Source organism: Kocuria sp. GQ42, from assembly GCF_059758435.1.
This window is the reverse complement of sequence record NZ_JCAXEN010000002.1, coordinates 387,788-405,665: the sequence shown is the minus strand read 5'-3', so window position 1 is coordinate 405,665 and position 17,878 is coordinate 387,788. Positions and strand designations below refer to the sequence as shown.

At 75.2% G+C, this 17,878-nt stretch carries 16 protein-coding genes; 3 read left to right on the top strand and 13 right to left on the bottom strand.

Features of this window, described 5'->3' with window-relative positions:
- Positions 1-76: 76 nt before the first annotated feature.
- The 6 genes from AC6CH6_RS07295 to AC6CH6_RS07270 all read right to left on the bottom strand — a co-directional run bounded on the left by AC6CH6_RS07295 (position 77) and on the right by AC6CH6_RS07270 (position 8,256).
- The gene (locus tag AC6CH6_RS07295; protein ID WP_498254627.1) at positions 77-790 is read right to left on the bottom strand and encodes a transglycosylase family protein; all 714 of its coding nucleotides are present in this window, start codon (positions 788-790) and stop codon (positions 77-79) included.
- 455 nt (positions 791-1,245) lie between these two features.
- Positions 1,246-2,085, bottom strand: coding sequence for an inositol monophosphatase family protein (locus AC6CH6_RS07290; protein ID WP_498254626.1), 840 nt, complete (start codon positions 2,083-2,085; stop codon positions 1,246-1,248).
- 2 nt (positions 2,086-2,087) lie between these two features.
- Entirely contained in the window at positions 2,088-4,391 is a 2,304-nt protein-coding gene (ligA, locus tag AC6CH6_RS07285) for an NAD-dependent DNA ligase LigA (protein WP_498254625.1), read from the bottom strand.
- Positions 4,392-4,448: 57 nt separating this feature from the next.
- Positions 4,449-5,447, bottom strand: coding sequence for a MaoC/PaaZ C-terminal domain-containing protein (locus AC6CH6_RS07280; protein ID WP_498254715.1), 999 nt, complete (start codon positions 5,445-5,447; stop codon positions 4,449-4,451).
- A 2-nt stretch (positions 5,448-5,449) separates the two neighbouring features.
- Positions 5,450-6,832, bottom strand: a complete 1,383-nt coding sequence (locus tag AC6CH6_RS07275) for a 3-oxoacyl-ACP reductase (protein WP_498254624.1) — start codon at positions 6,830-6,832, stop codon at positions 5,450-5,452.
- 50 nt (positions 6,833-6,882) lie between these two features.
- A complete protein-coding gene (locus AC6CH6_RS07270) occupies positions 6,883-8,256 on the bottom strand; it encodes an acetyl-CoA C-acetyltransferase (protein ID WP_126350035.1) in 1,374 nt (457 codons plus the stop codon).
- Positions 8,257-8,325: 69 nt separating this feature from the next.
- On the opposite strand from AC6CH6_RS07270, the gene AC6CH6_RS07265 reads away from it, so the two are divergent.
- Both AC6CH6_RS07265 and AC6CH6_RS07260 read left to right on the top strand, forming a co-directional pair.
- On the top strand, positions 8,326-9,099 hold the full coding sequence (locus AC6CH6_RS07265; RefSeq protein WP_181372567.1) for a TetR/AcrR family transcriptional regulator: 774 nt from the start codon (positions 8,326-8,328) through the stop codon (positions 9,097-9,099).
- Between the two features lie 88 nt (positions 9,100-9,187).
- Complete coding sequence (locus AC6CH6_RS07260) at positions 9,188-11,569, top strand: acyl-CoA dehydrogenase family protein (RefSeq protein ID WP_498254623.1); 2,382 nt, start codon at positions 9,188-9,190, stop codon at positions 11,567-11,569.
- Positions 11,570-11,714: 145 nt separating this feature from the next.
- Here AC6CH6_RS07260 and AC6CH6_RS07255 read toward each other — a convergent pair whose 3' ends face one another.
- The 7 genes from AC6CH6_RS07255 to AC6CH6_RS07225 form a co-directional block, all read right to left on the bottom strand.
- The gene (locus AC6CH6_RS07255) at positions 11,715-12,212 is read right to left on the bottom strand and encodes an SRPBCC family protein (RefSeq protein WP_498254622.1); all 498 of its coding nucleotides are present in this window, start codon (positions 12,210-12,212) and stop codon (positions 11,715-11,717) included.
- Positions 12,173-12,589: an ArsR/SmtB family transcription factor gene (locus AC6CH6_RS07250; protein ID WP_498254621.1), complete on the bottom strand. Its 417-nt coding sequence runs from the start codon at positions 12,587-12,589 to the stop codon at positions 12,173-12,175. Before AC6CH6_RS07250 ends, AC6CH6_RS07255 begins: the two co-directional genes overlap by 40 nt.
- 85 nt (positions 12,590-12,674) lie before the next feature.
- Positions 12,675-13,649, bottom strand: coding sequence for a hypothetical protein (locus tag AC6CH6_RS07245; protein ID WP_498254620.1), 975 nt, complete (start codon positions 13,647-13,649; stop codon positions 12,675-12,677).
- 90 nt (positions 13,650-13,739) lie between these two features.
- On the bottom strand, positions 13,740-14,636 hold the full coding sequence (locus AC6CH6_RS07240; RefSeq protein WP_498254619.1) for a PP2C family protein-serine/threonine phosphatase: 897 nt from the start codon (positions 14,634-14,636) through the stop codon (positions 13,740-13,742).
- Positions 14,633-15,790, bottom strand: a complete 1,158-nt coding sequence (locus tag AC6CH6_RS07235; RefSeq protein ID WP_498254618.1) for an adenylate/guanylate cyclase domain-containing protein — start codon at positions 15,788-15,790, stop codon at positions 14,633-14,635. The genes AC6CH6_RS07240 and AC6CH6_RS07235 overlap by 4 nt, the downstream gene beginning before the upstream one ends.
- Before the next feature lie 3 nt (positions 15,791-15,793).
- Positions 15,794-16,474, bottom strand: coding sequence for a hypothetical protein (locus AC6CH6_RS07230; RefSeq protein WP_498254617.1), 681 nt, complete (start codon positions 16,472-16,474; stop codon positions 15,794-15,796).
- Between the two features lie 2 nt (positions 16,475-16,476).
- The gene (locus AC6CH6_RS07225) at positions 16,477-17,361 is read right to left on the bottom strand and encodes a biotin--[acetyl-CoA-carboxylase] ligase (protein WP_498254616.1); all 885 of its coding nucleotides are present in this window, start codon (positions 17,359-17,361) and stop codon (positions 16,477-16,479) included.
- A 199-nt stretch (positions 17,362-17,560) separates the two neighbouring features.
- Here AC6CH6_RS07225 and AC6CH6_RS07220 point away from each other — a divergent pair, with 199 nt between their 5' ends.
- Entirely contained in the window at positions 17,561-17,863 is a 303-nt protein-coding gene (locus AC6CH6_RS07220) for a YciI family protein (RefSeq protein WP_133410501.1), read from the top strand.
- The last annotated feature ends 15 nt before the right edge of the window (positions 17,864-17,878 follow it).

The following is a 17,878-nucleotide window of genomic DNA, read 5'->3' as shown; positions in this document are numbered from 1 at the left end:
GGGCCCCTCCGGACGGAGGGGCCCTTTCGTGTGCTGCCGCGCGGCCGTGGCCGCGCCGTGCGAAATCCTGTGGGGATCAGGCGGGGATGTCCAGCACCTGACCCGGGAAGATCAGGTTGGGGTCGGCGATGACGTCCGCGTTCGCAGCGTACAGGTCCTCCCAGTTCTCGATGCCGAGCTTGTCGGCGATGGAACCGAGGGTGTCGCCGGCGACCACGGTGTAGTCCTCGGCGGAGACCGCGGCCGGGGCCACGGCGGCGGCGGGGGCCACGTACTCGACGACCGGGGCCTGGACGGCGGCCGGGGCCTCGACGGGAGCGGCCACGGGGCCGGGCTCGGGGGCGGCGACCGGGGCGGGGGCCGGAGCCTCGATCGGGGCCGGGGCCTCGACGGACTGCGGGGTCACGGACGCGGAGCCCATCGGGTTGGCGGAGGGAGCGGCGGAGCCGGACAGGCCCAGCTTCGCGGAGCAGGCGGGCCACGCGCCCCAGCCCTGGCCGTCGAGAACGTTCTCGGCCACGGCGATCTGCTGCTCACGGGAGGCGTCCTGCGGGGCGCCCTGGCCACCGAAGGCGGCCCAGGTGGAGGGGGTGAACTGCAGGCCGCCGGAGAAGCCGTTGCCGGTGGAGGTGCCCCAGTTGCCACCGGACTCGCACTCGGCGAGGGCGTCCCAGGTGGAGGCCGGGGCGGCGTTGGCCGGGAGGGCCATGGCGCCCACGGCGGTCCCGCCGAGGATCAGAGCGGCGGCACCGCGACGGACGTTGCGACGAACAGCGAAAGCGTTGGTCATGATGCTCCCTGGGCCACCTGCGCTCGTTTCCGTCCCCGGATGTCTTCGCGCCGTCGTCTACCCGTCAAGGTGTTGGTGGGTAAGTGCTTACAGGTGTCTGCCCTTCAGACGACGTGCGGTGTTACGGCAGCACCCAGCATGGTGTAGTGGCGCGCCGGGAGTCGGACTCCAGGCACACCGGATCCCCGGAGGAATCCTCGGGGAAGCTGTTTATCACGATAGCGTAACGATTTTCGTTGCGCTACCCCTTTTGGCCCGTCGTGAGGTATCACACGTTCGCGGTCTGCAGGGGTGCCGGCTCGTGAAGGACGCCGGCGCCGGAGTTCGCACTCCGGGAAGCGGAGGGCATGCCCTCGGGAAGAACGCTTCGAAGATCACGCTATGGCAACGTTTTGGTCTCGGTCAAGTGACGAGAGCCATCTCACACGTACGGCGGGCCGGGCCCCGGCCCGCGCTCAGACCGGAATGCTGCGCTCGCGTGCGGTGATCCAGGCCGCGAGGCGGTCGGCGGCCGGCACCTCGCCCGCCGCCGGGGAGGGCAGCTCCGGCCGGGTCACGAGGGCGCCGGCCTCCTCGGCGATGAGCGCGCCGGCGGCCCAGTCGTGCTCGTGCAGACCCTGCTCGCCGTACCCGTCGAGCGCGCCGTCCGCGACCATGCACAGGTCGAGGGCCGCCGAGCCCAGGCGCCGCATGTCCGTGTACTGCCGCATGGTGGCGGCGAAGGCCGGGAACTGGCGCTCGCGCCGGTCGGCGTCGAAGGAGAAGCCGGTGCCGTAGAGCCGGCCCGGCCGGTCCGGCACGGGACCCTCGAGCCGGCGGGACGCGCCGTCCTCCTCCACCCACGCGCCGGCCCCGCGCACGGCGAAGTAGGTGCGGCGCAGGGCCGGGGCGTTGACGGCGCCCACGAGCCAGTTGCCCTGGGCGTCGGCGGCGGCCACGGACGTGCAGTAGTAGACGATGCCGCGGATGAAGTTGGTGGTGCCGTCGAGCGGGTCCACCGACCAGCGGATCCCGGAGGGGTGCTCCGGCCGGTGCGTGCCCGACTCCTCGCCGGTGACGGTGTCGTGCGGACGGCGGTCCAGGATGGTGCGCAGCACGGCCTGCTCGGCGGCGACGTCGAAGCGGGTGACCCAGTCCCCCTCCCCCGACTTGCCGGTGACGCCCAGCCGGCCGGCGTCGCGGCCCCGCAGGACCTCCGCCCCGGACTCGGCGGCCGCCAGGGCCAGCTCCAGCAGCTCCTCCAGGTGGGCGCCGGTCGGGCCGAGGCCCTCCAGCGCGTCGTCGTGGCGTCCCATGCTCAGGCCCCGTCCTCGTCGTCCGTACCGTTCTCCGTACCGTTCTCCGTGCCCTCCGTGCCGGCCGGGGCGCCCTCGGAGGTGCTCCCGGCCGCGCCGGCGAGCGCGTCCGGCCCCTCGGCGAGGAGCCGCTCGAACCCGGCCTCGTCGAGCACGGTCACCCCGAGCTGCTCGGCCTTGTCCAGCTTGGTGCCGGCGTTCTCGCCCGCCACCAGGAAGTGCGTCTTCTTCGACACGGAGCCGGAGGCCTTGCCGCCGCGCACCAGCACCGCCTCCTTCGCGGAGTCGCGGCTGAAGCGCTCGAGGGTGCCGGTGATCACCACGGTGGTGCCCTCGAGGGTCCGGGGCACGGACTCGTCCACCTCGTCCTCCATGCGCACGCCCGCGGCCGTCCAGCGCTCCACGATCTCCCGGCGCCACGGCTCGGCGAACCACTCGGTGAGGGCGGCGGCGATCACGGGGCCCACGCCGTCGGCCTGGGCCAGGGTCTCCTCGTCGGCGTCGCGGATGGCCGGCAGCGAGCCGAAGGCCGTGGCCAGGGAGCGGGCCGCGGTCGGGCCGACGTGCCGGACGGACAGGGCCACGAGCACGCGCCACAGCGGCTGCGCCTTGGCCTTCTCGAGCTCCTCGAACAGCTTGCGGGTGGTGGCGGTGGGTTCGGAGGGCTTCTTGGCCGTGCCCTTCGTCCAGAAGTAGGGCACGAGCTCGGTCTCGCCCGTGGGCGTGCCGCGCGACTTCTTCTCCCGCCGGATCCGCACCTCGCGCAGGTCCTCGGGGGTGAGGTCGAACAGGTGCGCCTCGCTGGTCAGCGGCGGGGTCTCCGGCTCGTCGGGCCGGGTCAGGGCGAGGGCGGCCTCGTAGCCGAGGGCCTCGATGTCGAACGCGCCGCGGCCGGCGGCGTGGAAGACCCGCTCCCGCAGCTGGGACGGGCAGCTGCGGGCGTTGGGGCAGCGGATGTCGACGTCGCCCTCCTTGGCCGGGCGCAGCTCCGTGCCGCAGGACGGGCAGTGGGTGGGCATCACGAACTCGCGCTCCGTGCCGTCCCGCAGCGCCACCACGGGCCCCACGATCTCGGGGATCACGTCGCCCGCCTTGCGCAGCACCACGGTGTCCCCGATGAGCACGCCCTTGGCCTTCACCACGTCCTGGTTGTGCAGGGTGGCCATCTCCACGGTGGACCCGGCGACCCGCACCGGCTCCATGAGCCCGAACGGGGTGACCCGCCCGGTGCGGCCCACGTTGACCAGGATGTCCTTGAGCCGGGTGTGCACCTCCTCGGGCGGGTACTTGTAGGCCACGGACCAGCGGGGCACCCGGGAGGTGTGCCCGAGCCGGAACTGGGTGCGGCGGTCGTCGACCTTGACCACGATGCCGTCGATCTCGTGGATGAGGTCGTGGCGGCGGCGGCCGTACTCCTCGATGAACGCGAGGACGTCCTCCGTGGAGGGCAGCACGCGATAGTACGGGCTGACGGGCAGGCCCCACCGCTCGAGCAGCTCGTAGACCTGGGACTGGGTGTCGGCGTGCAGGCCCGTGGCGGCGCCCACCCCGTGCACGTACATGGACAGCCGGCGCCGGGCCGTGACCGCCGGGTCCTTCTGCCGCAGCGAGCCCGCCGCGGCGTTGCGGGGGTTGGCGAAGGGCGCCCGGCCCTCGGCCACGATGGCGTCGTTGAGGGCGCGGAAGTCGCGGGAGGAGATGAACACCTCGCCGCGGATCTCGACCTCCTCGGGCACGTCCTCCCCCGTGAGCACGGTGGGGATGGTCGCGATGGTGCGCACGTTGTGCGTGACGTCCTCGCCCGTGGTGCCGTCCCCCCGGGTCGCGGCCCGCACGAGCTCGCCGTTGCGGTAGAGCAGGTTCACGGCCAGCCCGTCGATCTTCAGCTCGGTGAGCCAGGCGGACTCCGGGGCGTCCGGCAGCGCCTCGATGGAGGCGGAGGCCTTCGCCAGCCAGGCCGTGAGCTCGTCGATCGAGAAGACGTCCTCGAGGGAGTACATCCGCGCGAGGTGCGTCACCGGTGTGAACGCCGCGGAGACCTCCCCGCCGACCTCCTGGGTGGGCGAATCGTTGGCCACCAGCTCGGGGTGCAGCGCCTCGACCTCCTCGAGCCGCCGGTAGAGCTCGTCGTACTCCGCGTCCGAGATGGTGGGCGCGTCCTCGACGTAGTAGGCGGTCCGCGCCGCGCGCACCCGGTCCACGAGCTCCGCGTACTGCTCCTTGAGGTCCTCGCTGGGCGGGGCGGGGTTGAGGTCCTGGCCGGTGGCGTCGACGGGTCGTGCGTCTGTCCTCTGCTGTGGGCTCACCCGACCATTGTGGCCCACGCGCCGGACGGGACCGCCGACCGGGCCCGCGGCGGCGGGTCAGCCGTCCAGCCGCGCCACCGTCCCCGTGAAGTGCGGGCGCCTGCGCCGCGGGTCCCACCCGGCGAAGCGCGAGCCCCGCCAGCCGGGCCCTCGGCCGTCGTCGGTGATCGCGACCGCGACCGTGCCGGGGAGCAGGACCGGGGCCGCGAACTCCACCGTCCAGCGGAAGGCCGTCCAGGGCGGCACCCCCACCTCGGCGAGGGCGCGCGAGGCGGAGTACATGCCGTGGGCGATGGCGCCCTTCATGCCGAGCGCCCGGGCGCTCGGGCCGGAGAGGTGGATCGGGTTCCAGTCCCCGCTCACCGCGGCGTAGTCCCGCCCCGTGCCGGCCGCCAGCCGCCAGTGCCCGGTCGGCGCCGGGGGCACGAACTCCGCGCGCGGGGCGTCGTCGGCCGCCCCGGGCACGCGCACGCCCCGGGCGAGGTAGGTGGAGCGGCCCGTCCAGACGGTCTCGCCGTCCCGGCGCGCGAGGCGGGCGACGACGTCGACCTGCGCGCCGGAGCGGTGCGGGCGCAGCCGCTCGGCGGTGGCGGTGACCGTGAGGTGCTCCCCGACCGCCGCGGCCCCGCGGTGCTCGACCTCGTTGGCCAGGTGCACCATGCCGAGGACCGGCAGCGGGAAGTCCGGGCGGGTGAGCACGCTCATGGCCACCGGGAACGCCAGGGCCTGCAGGTGCCCGGCGAAGGCCTCGGTGCCGCCGGGGCCTTCGCGCGGCGGCGCCCCGACCGCGCGGCAGAACGCCTCGTGCCCGGCAGGGTCGACGACCACGTCCTCGACGACGTGCGCCACCGCCGGCAGCACGGGCGGGGCGTCGCCGGTGCCGCGGCGCGACCCGGCCGGCCGGCCGGGCAGCCGGCCGGACAGCCGGCCCGGCACCCGGTCGGCGAGGGCGCGCGGGAGCAGGTCCCCGGCCGCCCCCGCCGCCGCACGGGCGTAGAGCCCGCCCAGCGAAGGGACGCCGGGCAGGACCACGGTCTCGTGCCGGTCGGCGGCCATGCTCACGCCCCCACCAGGTTCTGGCCGCACACGCGCAGCGTCTGCCCGTTGACGCCGCCGGCGGCGTCCGAGGCGAGGAACAGCACGGCCTGGGCCACGTCCTCCGGCAGCCCGCCCTGCTGCAGGGAGTTCAGCCGGCGCGCGACCTGGCGGCGGGCCGCCGGGATCCGGGCGGTCATCTCCGTCTCGATGAACCCGGGGGCCACGGCGTTGATGCTGCCGCCGCGCCGGGCCAGCCGGGGCGCGGTGGCGGCGACCATCCCGATCACCCCGGCCTTCGAGGCGGCGTAGTTGGTCTGGCCGCGGTTGCCCGCCACCCCGCTCGTGGAGGCCAGGCAGACGATCCGCGGCGCCTCGCCGAGGCCCTCCCCCGCCAGGAGCTGGTCGTTCATCCGCAGCTGCGACTCGAGGTTCACGGCCAGCACCGAGGCCCAGCGGGCCTCGTCCATGTTGGCCAGCAGCTTGTCCCGGGTGATCCCGGCGTTGTGCACCACCACGTCCAGGTGCCCGAAGCGCTCCCGGGCCAGCCCGAGGATCCGCTCGCCGGCGTGCTCGTCCGTGACGTCGAGCTGGAGGGCCACGGCATGGATCTCGTTGGCGAGGGCGGCCAGAGGCTCGCCCGCGGCGGGGACGTCCACGACGACGACGCGCGCGCCGGCGCCGGTGAGCGTGCGGGCGATCTGCGCGCCGATGCCGCGGGCGGCGCCGGTGACGGCGGCGACCCTGCCCCGCAGGGGGGCCTCCCAGTCCGCGGGCAGGGCCCCGGCGTCGTCGCCGACCGTCACGAACTGCCCGGAGACGAAGGCGCTGCGCCCGGAGAGCAGGAACCGCAGGGCGCCCAGCACACTGGGGGCCTCCGGGGGGACACCCTCGGCGAGCAGGACGCCGTTGGCGGTGGCCCCGCCGCGCATCTCCTGGGCGGTGGAGCGCAGCAGGCCGACGACCGCCTGGCGGGCCGCGGCGACGGCCGGGTCGAGCGGCTCCGCCGCCGCGGGCGTCGCCGAGGCCGCGCCCGTGCCGATGCCCGGCGCGGGCCGGGACACGGTGACCACGCGGCCCCCGGGGGCGAGCGAGCGCAGCGCCCCGCCCAGGCCGAGCGCGGGCTCGGCCAGCTCGGCGGGCCGGGCGAGCTCGGTCAGGGCCAGCACGACCGCGCCGAAGCGGTGGACGTCGTCGGGGTGGCGGCGCACGTCGAGGTCCCAGCCGAGCAGGGCCGCGGCGATCCGGTCGGCCTCCTCCCCCCGCCCCAGCACGAGGACGGGACCGGGCACGAGCGGGTCTCCGGCGCGGTGGCGGCGCAGCCGGGCGGGGGCGGGCAGCCCGAGCTGCCGGGCGAGCCGGCCGCCGGGGCCGGAGCTGACGAGGTCGAGATAGGTGTCTGCCATGGGGTCGAGGTCCTTGCTGTGGGGGTCGGCGGGGTGTCGGGGGCGCGGGCTCAGCGGGCCTCGAGGACCGCGGTGACGCCCAGGCCGCCGGCGGCGCACACCGAGATGAGCCCGCGGGCGGGGCGGCCGGTCTCGTCGGCGCGCTCGCGCAGGAGCTTGGCGAGGGTGCCGACGATGCGCCCACCGGTCGCGGCGAAGGGGTGCCCGGCCGCGAGCGAGGAGCCCGTGACGTTGAGCCGGCTGCGGTCCACGGTGCCGAAGGCGCCGTCCAGACCCAGCCGCTCGCGGCCGAACTGCTCGTCCTCCCACGCCGCGAGGGTCGCGAGGACGGTCGCGGCGAACGCCTCGTGGATCTCGACGAAGTCGAAGTCCTCGAGCGCCAGGCCCTGGCGGGCCAGGAGACGGGGCACGGCGTAGGCGCCGGCCATCAGCAGGCCCTCGTCGCCGTGCACGAAGTCGACGGCGGCCGCCTCGACGTCCACGACGTCGGCGAGCACGGGCAGGGAGCGCTCCGCCGCCCAGTCCTCGGAGGCGAGCAGCACGGTGGAGGCGCCGTCGGTGAGGGGCGTGGAGTTGCCCGCCGTCATGGTGGCCCCGGCGTCGAGGGACTTCCCGAAGACCGGCTTGAGCCCGGCGAGCTTCTCGACCGTGCTGTCCGGGCGGAGGTTGTTGTCCCGGGACAGGCCGCGGAAGGAGGTGACGAGGTCGTCGAAGAACCCGCGCTCGTAGGCGGCCGCCAGGTTGCGGTGGCTCGCGGCGGCGAGCTCGTCCTGGGCCTCGCGGGAGATCCCCCAGCGGGCGGTGGTGAGGGCCTGGTGCTCGCCCATGGACAGCCCCGTGCGCGGCTCGCCCGTGCCGGGGGCCACCGGCTTGAGGTCGGCCGGGCGCAGGCCCGCGAGGGCCTTGAGCTTCTGCGGGGTGCTCTTGGCCCGGTTGAGCTCGAGCAGGGTCCGGCGCAGCCGCTCGCTCACCACGACGGGCGCGTCCGAGGCGGAGTCGACGCCGCCGGCGACGGCCGAGTCGATCTGGCCGAGCCGGATCTTGTTGACCAGCGTGGAGACGGCCTCCATGCCGGTGGCGCAGGCCTGCTGCACGTCGAAGGCCGGGGTGCGGGGGTCCAGGACCGAGCCGAGCACGGACTCGCGCGTGAGGTTGAAGTCCTTCGGGTGCTTGAGCACGGCGCCGGCGGCGACCTCGCCGATCCGCTCCCCGGCGAGGCCGTAGCGGGCGGCCAGGCCGTCCAGGGCGGCGGTGAGCATGTCCTGGTTGCCGGCGTTGGCGTAGGCGCCGTGGGCCCGGGCGAAGGGGATGCGGTTGGCGCCGACCACGACCGCACGGCGGGCCACGCCGGTGCGTCCGGCGCCGCTGGGGGTCGTGTGCTCGGCGGTGGGCTCGACGGTCTGCTCGGGGGTGGACTCGCTCACAGGTAACTCCTCGGTGGTGTTGTGATGATGATCACGTCACGAAAGACAATACCTGATACTCTGGGTATCGTGAAACAGGTCGACGCCACTGACTCCGCCGCCCCGGGCGGCACGCCCGCCACGGACGGACGCTCCTCCCGCTGGGCCCGGCACCGCGCGCAGCGCCGGATCGAGCTCATCCGCACCGCGCGCAGCGCCGTGGACGAGCTCGGCGCGCAGGCGTCCATGGAGGAGATCGCCACCGCGTGCCAGACCTCCAAGTCCGTCTACTACCGGTACTTCGGGGACAAGGCGGGACTGCAGCGGGCGGTCGGCGAGTACACCGTGACGCGGATGCGCGACCGGCTCGAGGAGGCGGCCCGCGCGGCCGGCTCCTTCGAGGACTCGGTCGAGGCGATGGTCGCGGAGTACCTGCTCAGCATCGAGCGCTCGGCGTCGGTGTACCGCTTCGTCGTGGCCCTCTCCCCCGACCCCGGGCGCTCGCGGCACGACCGGCACCGGGCCGAGCGGGCCCGCGGCGAGCGCTCCGGCAAAGAGGACGCCCCGGCCGGGGACGGCGGCGAGCGCTGGCTGATCCAGGAGTTCGCCGAGTCCGTCAGCGGGCTGCTCGCGGAGGCCCACGTGCGCCACACCCCCGCCGAGCGCCGGCTCGAGGAGCCGGTGCTCAGCTACTGGGCCGCGTCCACGATCGGCATGGTGCGCGGCGCCGGCGAGGCCTGGATGAACACCCCCGAGGGCACGCGGCGACCGTCCCGCGAGCGGATGACGGAGCTGATCGTGGGCTGGGCCGTCGACGGCCTGCGCCCGCCCGGCGCACCCGTGCCGGAGCCCCCCTCGACCTGACCACCGCCCGGGCCGGCACGGACCCCGGCCGGCCCCACCACCCCGTGACCGCACCGGCCACCGCCGGTCACCCACGACAGGAGCGAACATGACCACCACCGTCGACCGACCGACCACCGCCGCAGCCGGCTCCGCCGCCGGGCCCGCCACCGCGGACGGCGCCGGGCTCCCGGCGCCCGTTGTGGACGTCGCCGCCCTCGGCGAGGTGCTGCTCGGGCGCTGGGCCGAGGTCCGGCGCGAGACCCGCCGGATGCTGCTCGACGAGCGGCTGCACCAGCAGCCGGGCCTCACCCACCACGAGCACCGCGAGCGGGTGCTGGGCCAGCTGCACCTGCTGGTGGAGCACGGGGCGATGAGCCGCGGGCTGCCGGAGGAGTACGGCGGGCACAACGACCCGGGCGGCAACGTCTCGGGCTTCGAGGAGCTGCTGCTCGGGGACCCCTCGATGCAGATCAAGGCCGGGGTGCAGTGGGGCCTGTTCGGCTCCGCGGTGCTCAACCTCGGCACCGAGGAGCACCACCGGCGCTGGCTCGCGGACATCCGGGACCTGAAGATCCCGGGCGTGTTCGCGATGACCGAGATCGGCCACGGCTCCGACGTCGCCTCGATCGGCACCACCGCCACGTACGACCCCGCCACGGAGGAGTTCGAGATCCACACCCCCTTCACGGCGGCGTGGAAGGACTACCTCGGCAACGCCGCCGTGCACGGGCGCGCCGCCGTGGTCTTCGCCCAGCTCGTCACGCTCGGCGTGAACCACGGCGTGCACGCGTTCTGGGTGGACCTGCGGGACGCGGACGGGAACTTCCTGCCCGGGGTGGGCGGCGAGGACGACGGCCACAAGGGCGGGCTCAACGGGATCGACAACGGGCGGCTGCACTTCACCCGGGTGCGGGTCCCGCGCACGCACCTGCTGGACAAGTACGGCGCCGTGGCTCCGGACGGCACCTACAGCTCGCCCATCGCGAGCCCGGGCCGCCGGTTCTTCACGATGATCGGCACCCTGGTGCAGGGCCGGGTCTCCCTCGACGGCGCGGCCGTCCTGGCGAACAAGGCCGCGCTGAGCATCGCGATCCGCTACGGCAGCGAGCGCCGGCAGTTCAACGCGACCTCCGACGTCCAGGAGGAGGTGCTGATGGACTACCAGCAGCACCAGCGGCGGCTGCTGCCCCGGCTGGCGGAGACCTACGCCATGCACTTCGCCCACCAGGAGCTGCTGCACAAGTACGACGACGTCTTCTCCGGCCGCGAGGACACCGACGAGAACCGGCAGGACCTCGAGACGCTCGCCGCGGCCCTGAAGGCGCTGTCCACCTGGAGCGCCCTCGACACCGTCCAGGAGTGCCGCGAGGCCTGCGGCGGGGCGGGGTTCCTGACCAAGAACCGGCTCACCTCCCTGCGCCACGACCTGGACGTCTACGCGACGTTCGAGGGCGACAACACGGTGCTGCTGCAGCTCGTGGCCAAGCGGCTGCTCTCCGACTGGGCGGACGAGTTCAAGCACGTCGACGTGGGCGTGATGGCCCGCTACGTGGCGGGCCGGGCCACCGAGGCCACCTACCACCGGTCGGGGCTGCGCAAGCTCGGCCAGGCCTTCCGGGACACCGGGGACGTCCGCCGCTCCGTCAACGCCCTGCGCGAGGAGTCCGCGCAGCGCGCGCTGCTCACGGACCGGGTGCAGACCATGGTCGCCGAGATCGCGGAGAACCTGCGGCCCAGCGCCAAGCTCCCCCGCGCGGAGGCCGCGGCGCTGTTCAACGAGAACCAGCACAAGATCATCGCCGCGGCGCGCGCCCACGCGGAGCTGCTGCAGTGGGAGGCCTTCACCCGCGGTCTGGAGCAGGTCGAGGACCCGGGCACCCGCACCGTGCTCACCTGGCTGCGCGACGTCTTCGGGCTGCGGCTCATCGAGAAGAACCTCGCGTGGTACCTCTCCTACGGGCGGCTGTCCATGCGGCGCGGGCGCAGCCTCGACGAGTACATCGACCGGCTGCTCGCCCGCCTGCGCCCGCACGCCCTCGACCTCGTGGCCGCGTTCGAGCTCGAGCCGGAGCACCTGCGGGCCGAGATCGCCACGGGGATCGAGGCCCGGCGCCAGGAGGAGGCGGCCGAGCACTACCGGCGGCTGCGCGCCTCGGGCAGCGCCCCGGTCAAGGAGCGCGCCCCGCGCCGGGAGACCGCCACCCCCGCCGCCGGGGCACCGGGCGAGAAGGCCCCGGAGGAGGCGAAGCGGGAGCGCCGCGCCGAGAAGCAGGCCGAGCGGCGCACGGAGCGCCGGGCGGAGCGCAAGCACGAGCGCCGGCTCGAGCTGAAGCCGTTGAAGAAGGCGGCGCAGCGGGCCGCGGCGTCCGCGCAGCGGGCAGCCGAGCCGGGCCGCAGGTCCGCGGAGGGCCGAGAGCCGGCGGAAGGCCGTGAGCCCGCCGCCGGCACCGCGCCGGCCGAGGGCGCTGCCGTGACCCAGGACGCCTGACCCGCCGTCGCCCGCCGGCACCCGCCGGCGGGCCCGGCGGTGACGACGCCGCCCCGGAGGCCCCGGGACGGCGTCGTCGTCCGGTCCCGCGGCGCGGGCGAGGACCGGGGAGGGCTGCGCCGTCGGCGGCCGGGCCGCCGGCGGCTCAGCGGGGGACGGCGCCGGCGAGGAGGCCGTCGATCTGGCCCATGGCCTCCCGCATGCCCTCCTCCATGCCCATCGCGGACATCTGCTCCAGCTGGTCCGCGCTCTCGAAGGTCGAGACCGTGGTCATCCGCGTCCCGCCGTCGACGGCCTCGAACGTCACGACGCCGTGGGTGGCCCCCAGCGCGGGGTCGGGCTCGCCGTCCTCGCTCGCGAAGCCGTCGTCGAACTCCAGCCGGTGCGGGCGGTCCACGGCGGTGACCGTCCACCAGCCCCGGGCCTTCTCCCCGCCGGGGCCGGTCATGTAGTAGCGGCACCGCCCACCCTCGGAGAGCTCGTGCTTCTCGAAGGTGGCCGGCCACTCGGGCGGGCCCCACCAGCGCTCGAGCTGGCGCGGGTCGGCCCAGACCTGCCAGACCCGCTCGACGTCCGCGGCGAACTCCGCGACGAACGTCAGGGTCAGTGCCTCGGTGTCCTTGTGCACGTCGATGACCGGCATGTCATGCTCCCTTCCTCCTGGGCCCCCGGGTCCCCCGGGGGCGTCTCCTCGGCGAGGAGGTCCTCGATGGCGCGGGCCCGCCCGCGCCAGATCTGCTCGTAGTCCGCCAGCAGCGCCGCCGCCCGGCGCAGCGTGGCCACGCCGGCGTGCACCACCTGCTCCCGGCCGCGCCGCTCCTTGGTGACCAGCGAGGCCCGCTCGAGCACCGCCACGTGCTTTTGCACGGCGGCGAAGCTCATCCGGTAGTGCGCGGCCAGCGCGGAGACCGACTGCTCCTGCCGCAGCACCCGCACCACGATGTCCCGTCGCGTCGAGTCCGCGAGGGCCTGGAAGATGCGGTCGACCTCGTCGTCCATCAGCTCATTTCGTACAACCATTTGGTTGTATGTTAGGGCGCCCGGTGCCCCGGCGCAAGAGGTCCGGGCCCCGGGACCAGATGTGACCTCCGGGGCCGCGGAGCGCTCAGTAGAGGCCCGCCGCGCCGGTCAGGTGGCGGTGCAGACCGTGGGCCACGATCGTGTTGCCCAGCGCGTTCAGGTGCCGGCGGTCCGCGGCGACCACCGAGCGCGGGGGCAGCCCCAGACCCAGCCACCGGCGGTCCGCGGGCGAGGCCCCGATCCGGTGGGCCCGCAGCGCCGCCAGGGACCAGAGACCGGGATCGCGCAGATCGGCCATGGTGTCGTAGAACCGGTCGCCGTACTCGGCCCGGTGGGCCGCGTTCACCGCGCGCACCTGCTCCCACCCCGCGGTGCCGGGACGGTCGGCCGCGGTGTGCCAGTGGCCCATCACCACGGACGTGCCCGGCTCGACCCCCCACGCGGCACGGGTGTCGGAGAGCACCTGGTCCGGGTCCTCGATGTTGTTCTTGCCCGTCCACAGCAGGTGGACGTGGCCCCGGTGCTCCCCCTCCAGCGCCGTGCGCCAGCGGGCCTCCGACGCGGGCGCCACCTCGAGCTCGGCCCCCGGGACCGCCCGGCGCAGCACCACGTCCCCCTCGTCCCGCCCCACGGCCTGGATCGTGCACGGCAGACCGGAGACGGTGCCCGGGATCGCGAGGTGGACGCTGGGCACCCGGCCGTCCACGGTGGGCACGACCAGCGATCCGTGGGCCGGGATCCGCCCCACCCCGTAGCCGGAGCCCAGCCGGGGCAGGTAGGGGTGGGCGCTGCTGCGCATCGCCAGGGTCTGCCACGACCGGTCGCCGCTGACCGCGCGCGAGGTCCCGGGCACCTCCAGCAGCTGCGAGAGCAGGTCGTCGATGCGCACCGCGGGGAAGCCCCGCGGGCGGTCCCGGTGGAGGGCGCTGGCCGCCGAGGAGGAGCCCCACAGCACGAACGGCCGCCGGCCGGCGGAGGGCTCCGCCAGGGCGCCCCCGAAGGCCCCGGAGGCGGCGAGCACCAGGCCGGAGAGGACGAACGAGCGGCGCGAGAGAACCATGTTCTCAAAGGTAAACAGGCCTGGTGGGAGCGGTGCCGTTGTGACGGATCATGATGCCCCCCACTTCGGGGGACGCGGCGTGCACGCGGCTCAGAAACCGGGGGCGTACTCCCCCGGCCGCACGGCGTCGGCCACGATCACGGTGACGTTGTCCCGCCCCCCGGTGCGCAGCGCGGCCTGCAGCAGGACGTCGGCCGCCTCCTTCGGGTGGGGCACCGAGGCGAGCACCCGGGCCATGTGGGCGGGGCTCAGCTCGTTGGTCAGCCCGTCCGAGCACAGCATCAGCCGGTCCCCGTGCCGGGCCGGGAGCACCCACACGTCCGGCTCCCACACCTGGCCGGTGCCCAGGGCGCGGGTGATCACGTTGCGGCGCGGGTGCACGAGCGCCTGGGAGGCGGTGAGCTGCCCGATCGACACGAGGTACTGCACCTCGGAGTGGTCCACGGTCAGCTGCTCGATCCGCGGCCCGCCCTCGCCCTCGCCGGCCCCCCCCCCGGGCTGGGGCGAGACCAGCCGGTAGGTCCGGGAGTCGCCCGTGTTGAACACGACCCACAGCATGCGCCCGTCGATGCGCAGCAGCCACACGCCGGTGACGGTGGTGCCCGCCCGGCCCTCCACGGCGTGCTGGATGTGCTGGTCCGCCTGCCACAGCACGGAGCGGACCCGGCGGACGGCCTCGATCGCGTCGTCGGGGATCTCCGGATCCAGGCGCAGCTCGCGCTCCACGACGGCGCGGAACCGGGCGATGTCCCGGGGCGGCTCCGGCTCGAGGACCTCGAAGGAGCGGAAGTCCTCCAGCTGGAACAGGGGGGACGCTCCGAGGGTGCGCACGCACAGGGCGCTCGCCACCTCGCCGGCCTCGTGCCCGCCCATCCCGTCCGCCACGGCGCACATCGCGGCCGTGACCACCAGGGCGTCCTCGTTGGACTCCCGGCGCAGGCCCCGGTCCGTGGACGCGCCCGCGCGGATGACGAGGGGTGCGCTCATTCGAAGTCGACCTCCAGCCCGGGACCGGCGCCCTGGGAGAGCGCGACGGGCTGGACGTCGCCGAAGCCCCGCACGTTGCGGGTGGGCTGCGGCAGGAGGATGAAGCGGTCGTCGCCGGAGAGCACCGCGGCGGTCGAGGCGTCCACGAGCACGGCGCCCGGCTCGGTCAGCGACACGAGCCGGGAGGCGAGGTTCACCGTGGGCCCGTAGATGTCCCCGAGCCGCGGCAGCACGCGACCCCAGACGAAGGCCACGCGCGCCTGCGGGAGCTCGGGGTCGTCCCGGATGGCGCGGGCCAGGGCCAGGGAGATCTGGGCCCCGCCCTCGGGGGTCTCGGCGAGGAACATGACCTCGTCCCCGATGGTCTTGATGAGCCGGCCGCCGCCCACGGCGATCACCTCGGCGCAGCGGTTCTCGAAGCGCTGCACGAGGTTCGCCAGCGTCCGTTCGTTCATCTGCCGAGACAGCGAGGTGTAGGAGACCAGGTCCGCGAAGCCCACCCCGCGCGCCAGCGGGAGGCTGGAGGACGCCCCGTCGTCGGACGTGGGGCCGGTGGCGGTCGAGCCGTCCGGGCGCTCCACGCGCATCGCGAGCCGCTGCACGGCGGCGTTCATCTGCCGCCGCCACGAGTAGACGAGGAGGTTCTCGATCGCGTCGATGAGGTCGGGCAGCAGGTGCAGCAGCTGCCGCCGGGCGGCGGCGTCGGTCATGCCCCGGTGGACGACCATGTCCTCGACGAGCGCCTCGACCTGCCACACGACCATGCGGTCGGTCATCTGCCCGATCGAGCGCACCAGGGACAGCGCCGCCTCCTCGGTGACCTTCTCCTCGAGGACCATGGTGGACAGCACCCGGAGGGCCTCGGAGTCCTGCTCGGTGAACCAGAGGTCGTCGTCGGTGAGGTTCGGGAAGCCCAGGGCCCGCCACACCTTCCGCGCGGACAGCAGGGACAGCCCGCCCCGGCGCGCGGCCTCCCGGCGGCGCAGGTCGCGCTCGGAGCCCAGGAGGGTCTGCTCGAGGGCCTGCACGGCGGCCTTGGACTCGTCCGAGCGGTACAGGTTGGCCTGGACGGGGTTGTGCAGGTTCAGGTTCAGCTGTGCCGTCTGGGGGCCGAGCTCCGGCTCGCCCTGGTTCTCCGGGTCCTCACTCGCCACACGTCACTCCTGTTCCTGGTGGACGGCCCGCCGGCTCCACGGTCGGCGCGGGGCGCCGGACGGGCCCGGGCGTGGTGCCACGACCGCGTCGCGGTCCACTCTAGTGGGACGGAGCCACGGCGCACCCCCACCGGAACCGGGATCCCCCGCCCGGCCGGCGCCGCCGCCCGCCGCCCACTCGTCCTCGGCGGCCCGGCGGATCAGCCCGGCCAGGCGCTGCGCCTCCGGGGCGTGCTCCAGGCGCAGACCGCCGAAGGGCCCGAAGTCGGCCACGACGCGCCCGTCGTGCCGGCCCAGGGCCGGACCGCGCCGGCGCTCCACCGAGACCCGGCGCAGCTGGTGCAGGGGCAGCGACACGGTCCTGCGGGCCCCGCCGGGGCGCAGCAGCACGAGATGGCGGGTGGTGAGCACGTAGCGGGTGCGCCACCACCGCACCAGCGGGCGCAGGCAGCTGCGGAGCACCACCCAGCCGGCCGCGACGAGCAGGGTGAGCTCCACCCCGGCGTGCACCGTGGTCCACGGCTCCGCCACGGGGCGCCAGCGCAGCTCGAGGGCCCGCTGGGCGAAGGAGAGCGCGAACACCGTGAGCAGCAGCACCAGGAAGGGCCGGGTCAGCCGGGCGCCGTGGGCCCGCGTGGACACGAGCACGCGCTCCCCGGGCTGCAGGGCGGGGCGGGCGGGCACGCTCAGACCGTCCCGGGGGCGTCCGGGGCCGGGCGCAGGTGCACCACGTCGCCGGCCGTCACCTCGCGCTCGGCGCCGCCGTCCTCGCGCACCAGCAGGCCCCCGTGCTCGCCGAGGCCCGTCGCGGTGCCCGTGACGGGGGCGGCCCCGCCGGGCAGCTCGGCGCGCACCGGGCGGCCGATGGTCTCCATCCGCTCGGTGATCCGGGCGCGCAGCGGCCCGCCCGGGCGCACTGCGGCCTCCGGGTCCGCGCAGAACTGCCGGTAGACGGGGACGAACGCGCCCAGCACGGCCCGCAGGACGGCTGCGCGCTCGACCTCGCGGCCGGTGGCGCGCCGGACGGACGTGGCCGTGTCCACGGGCAGCTCCTGCTGGGCGACGTTGATGCCCGTGCCCAGGACCACCGCCGGCGGGTGCTTCTCGTCCAGCACGAGGCCTGCGAGCAGGCCGGCCGCCTTGCGTCCGTCCACCAGGACGTCGTTGGGCCACTTGATCCGTGCGCCGGCCGCCGCGAGCCCGTCCAGGGCGTCGACGACGGCCGCGGCCATCAGCAGGGTCAGCCACGGGAAGTGCTGGGTGGGCAGCGGGCGGCCGCGCGCGTCGGCCGGGCGCAGCAGGAGGCTGAAGGTCAGCGCGGTGCCGGGCTCGGTGGTCCACACCCGGTCCAGCCGGCCGCGCCCGGCGCTCTGGTGGCCGGTGAGCACGAGGGAGAGGTCGGTCCACGGCCGGTCCGGGCGGGGCCCGCGCGCCTGCCGGGCGACGGCGGCGGTCAGGTGCTCGTTCGTGGAGCCGACCTCGTCGAGGACGTCGATCCGCCCCAGGCCGAGGTCCGCCAGGGCCGCGAGCAGGGCGGGCTCGCGCAGGTCGGCGGCGCAGGGGTCGGGCACGGTGCTCCTCGGGTCGGTCGTCACGGATCGGTCGTCACGGGCGGGTCCTCGCGGGCCGGGGCGGTCGGTGCTGTCCGGCCGGGCGCCGTCCGCGTAGTGTTCGGACCACATCCACAGTAGTAGCCCCGTTCCCCGGGAACCGGCTGGACGGTCTCGTCCGGCCGGGCGGGGCCGCGGCACGACCCCCGGGAGAGCCACCGTGAGCGCAGCCGAGAACCGCACGACCTTCGCCGTCACCTACGTCTACGGCGGGCCCGCCGACGTCCTGGCCGCGCGCCGGCCGGAGCACCGCGAGTACCTCGGCGGGCTCGTGGAGCAGGGGCACCTGCTCGCGTCCGGCCCCTTCGACGACGACGGCGCGCCCGGCGCGCTGCTGGTCTTCGCCGCCGAGGACGCCGGGGCGGTCGAGCGGCTCACCGACGAGGACCCGCTGGTGCGCCACGGGGTGGTCACCGAGCGGACCGTCCGCCCCTGGAAGGTGGTCCTCGGCAGCGTCGGCTGAGCACCGTCCCGTGTC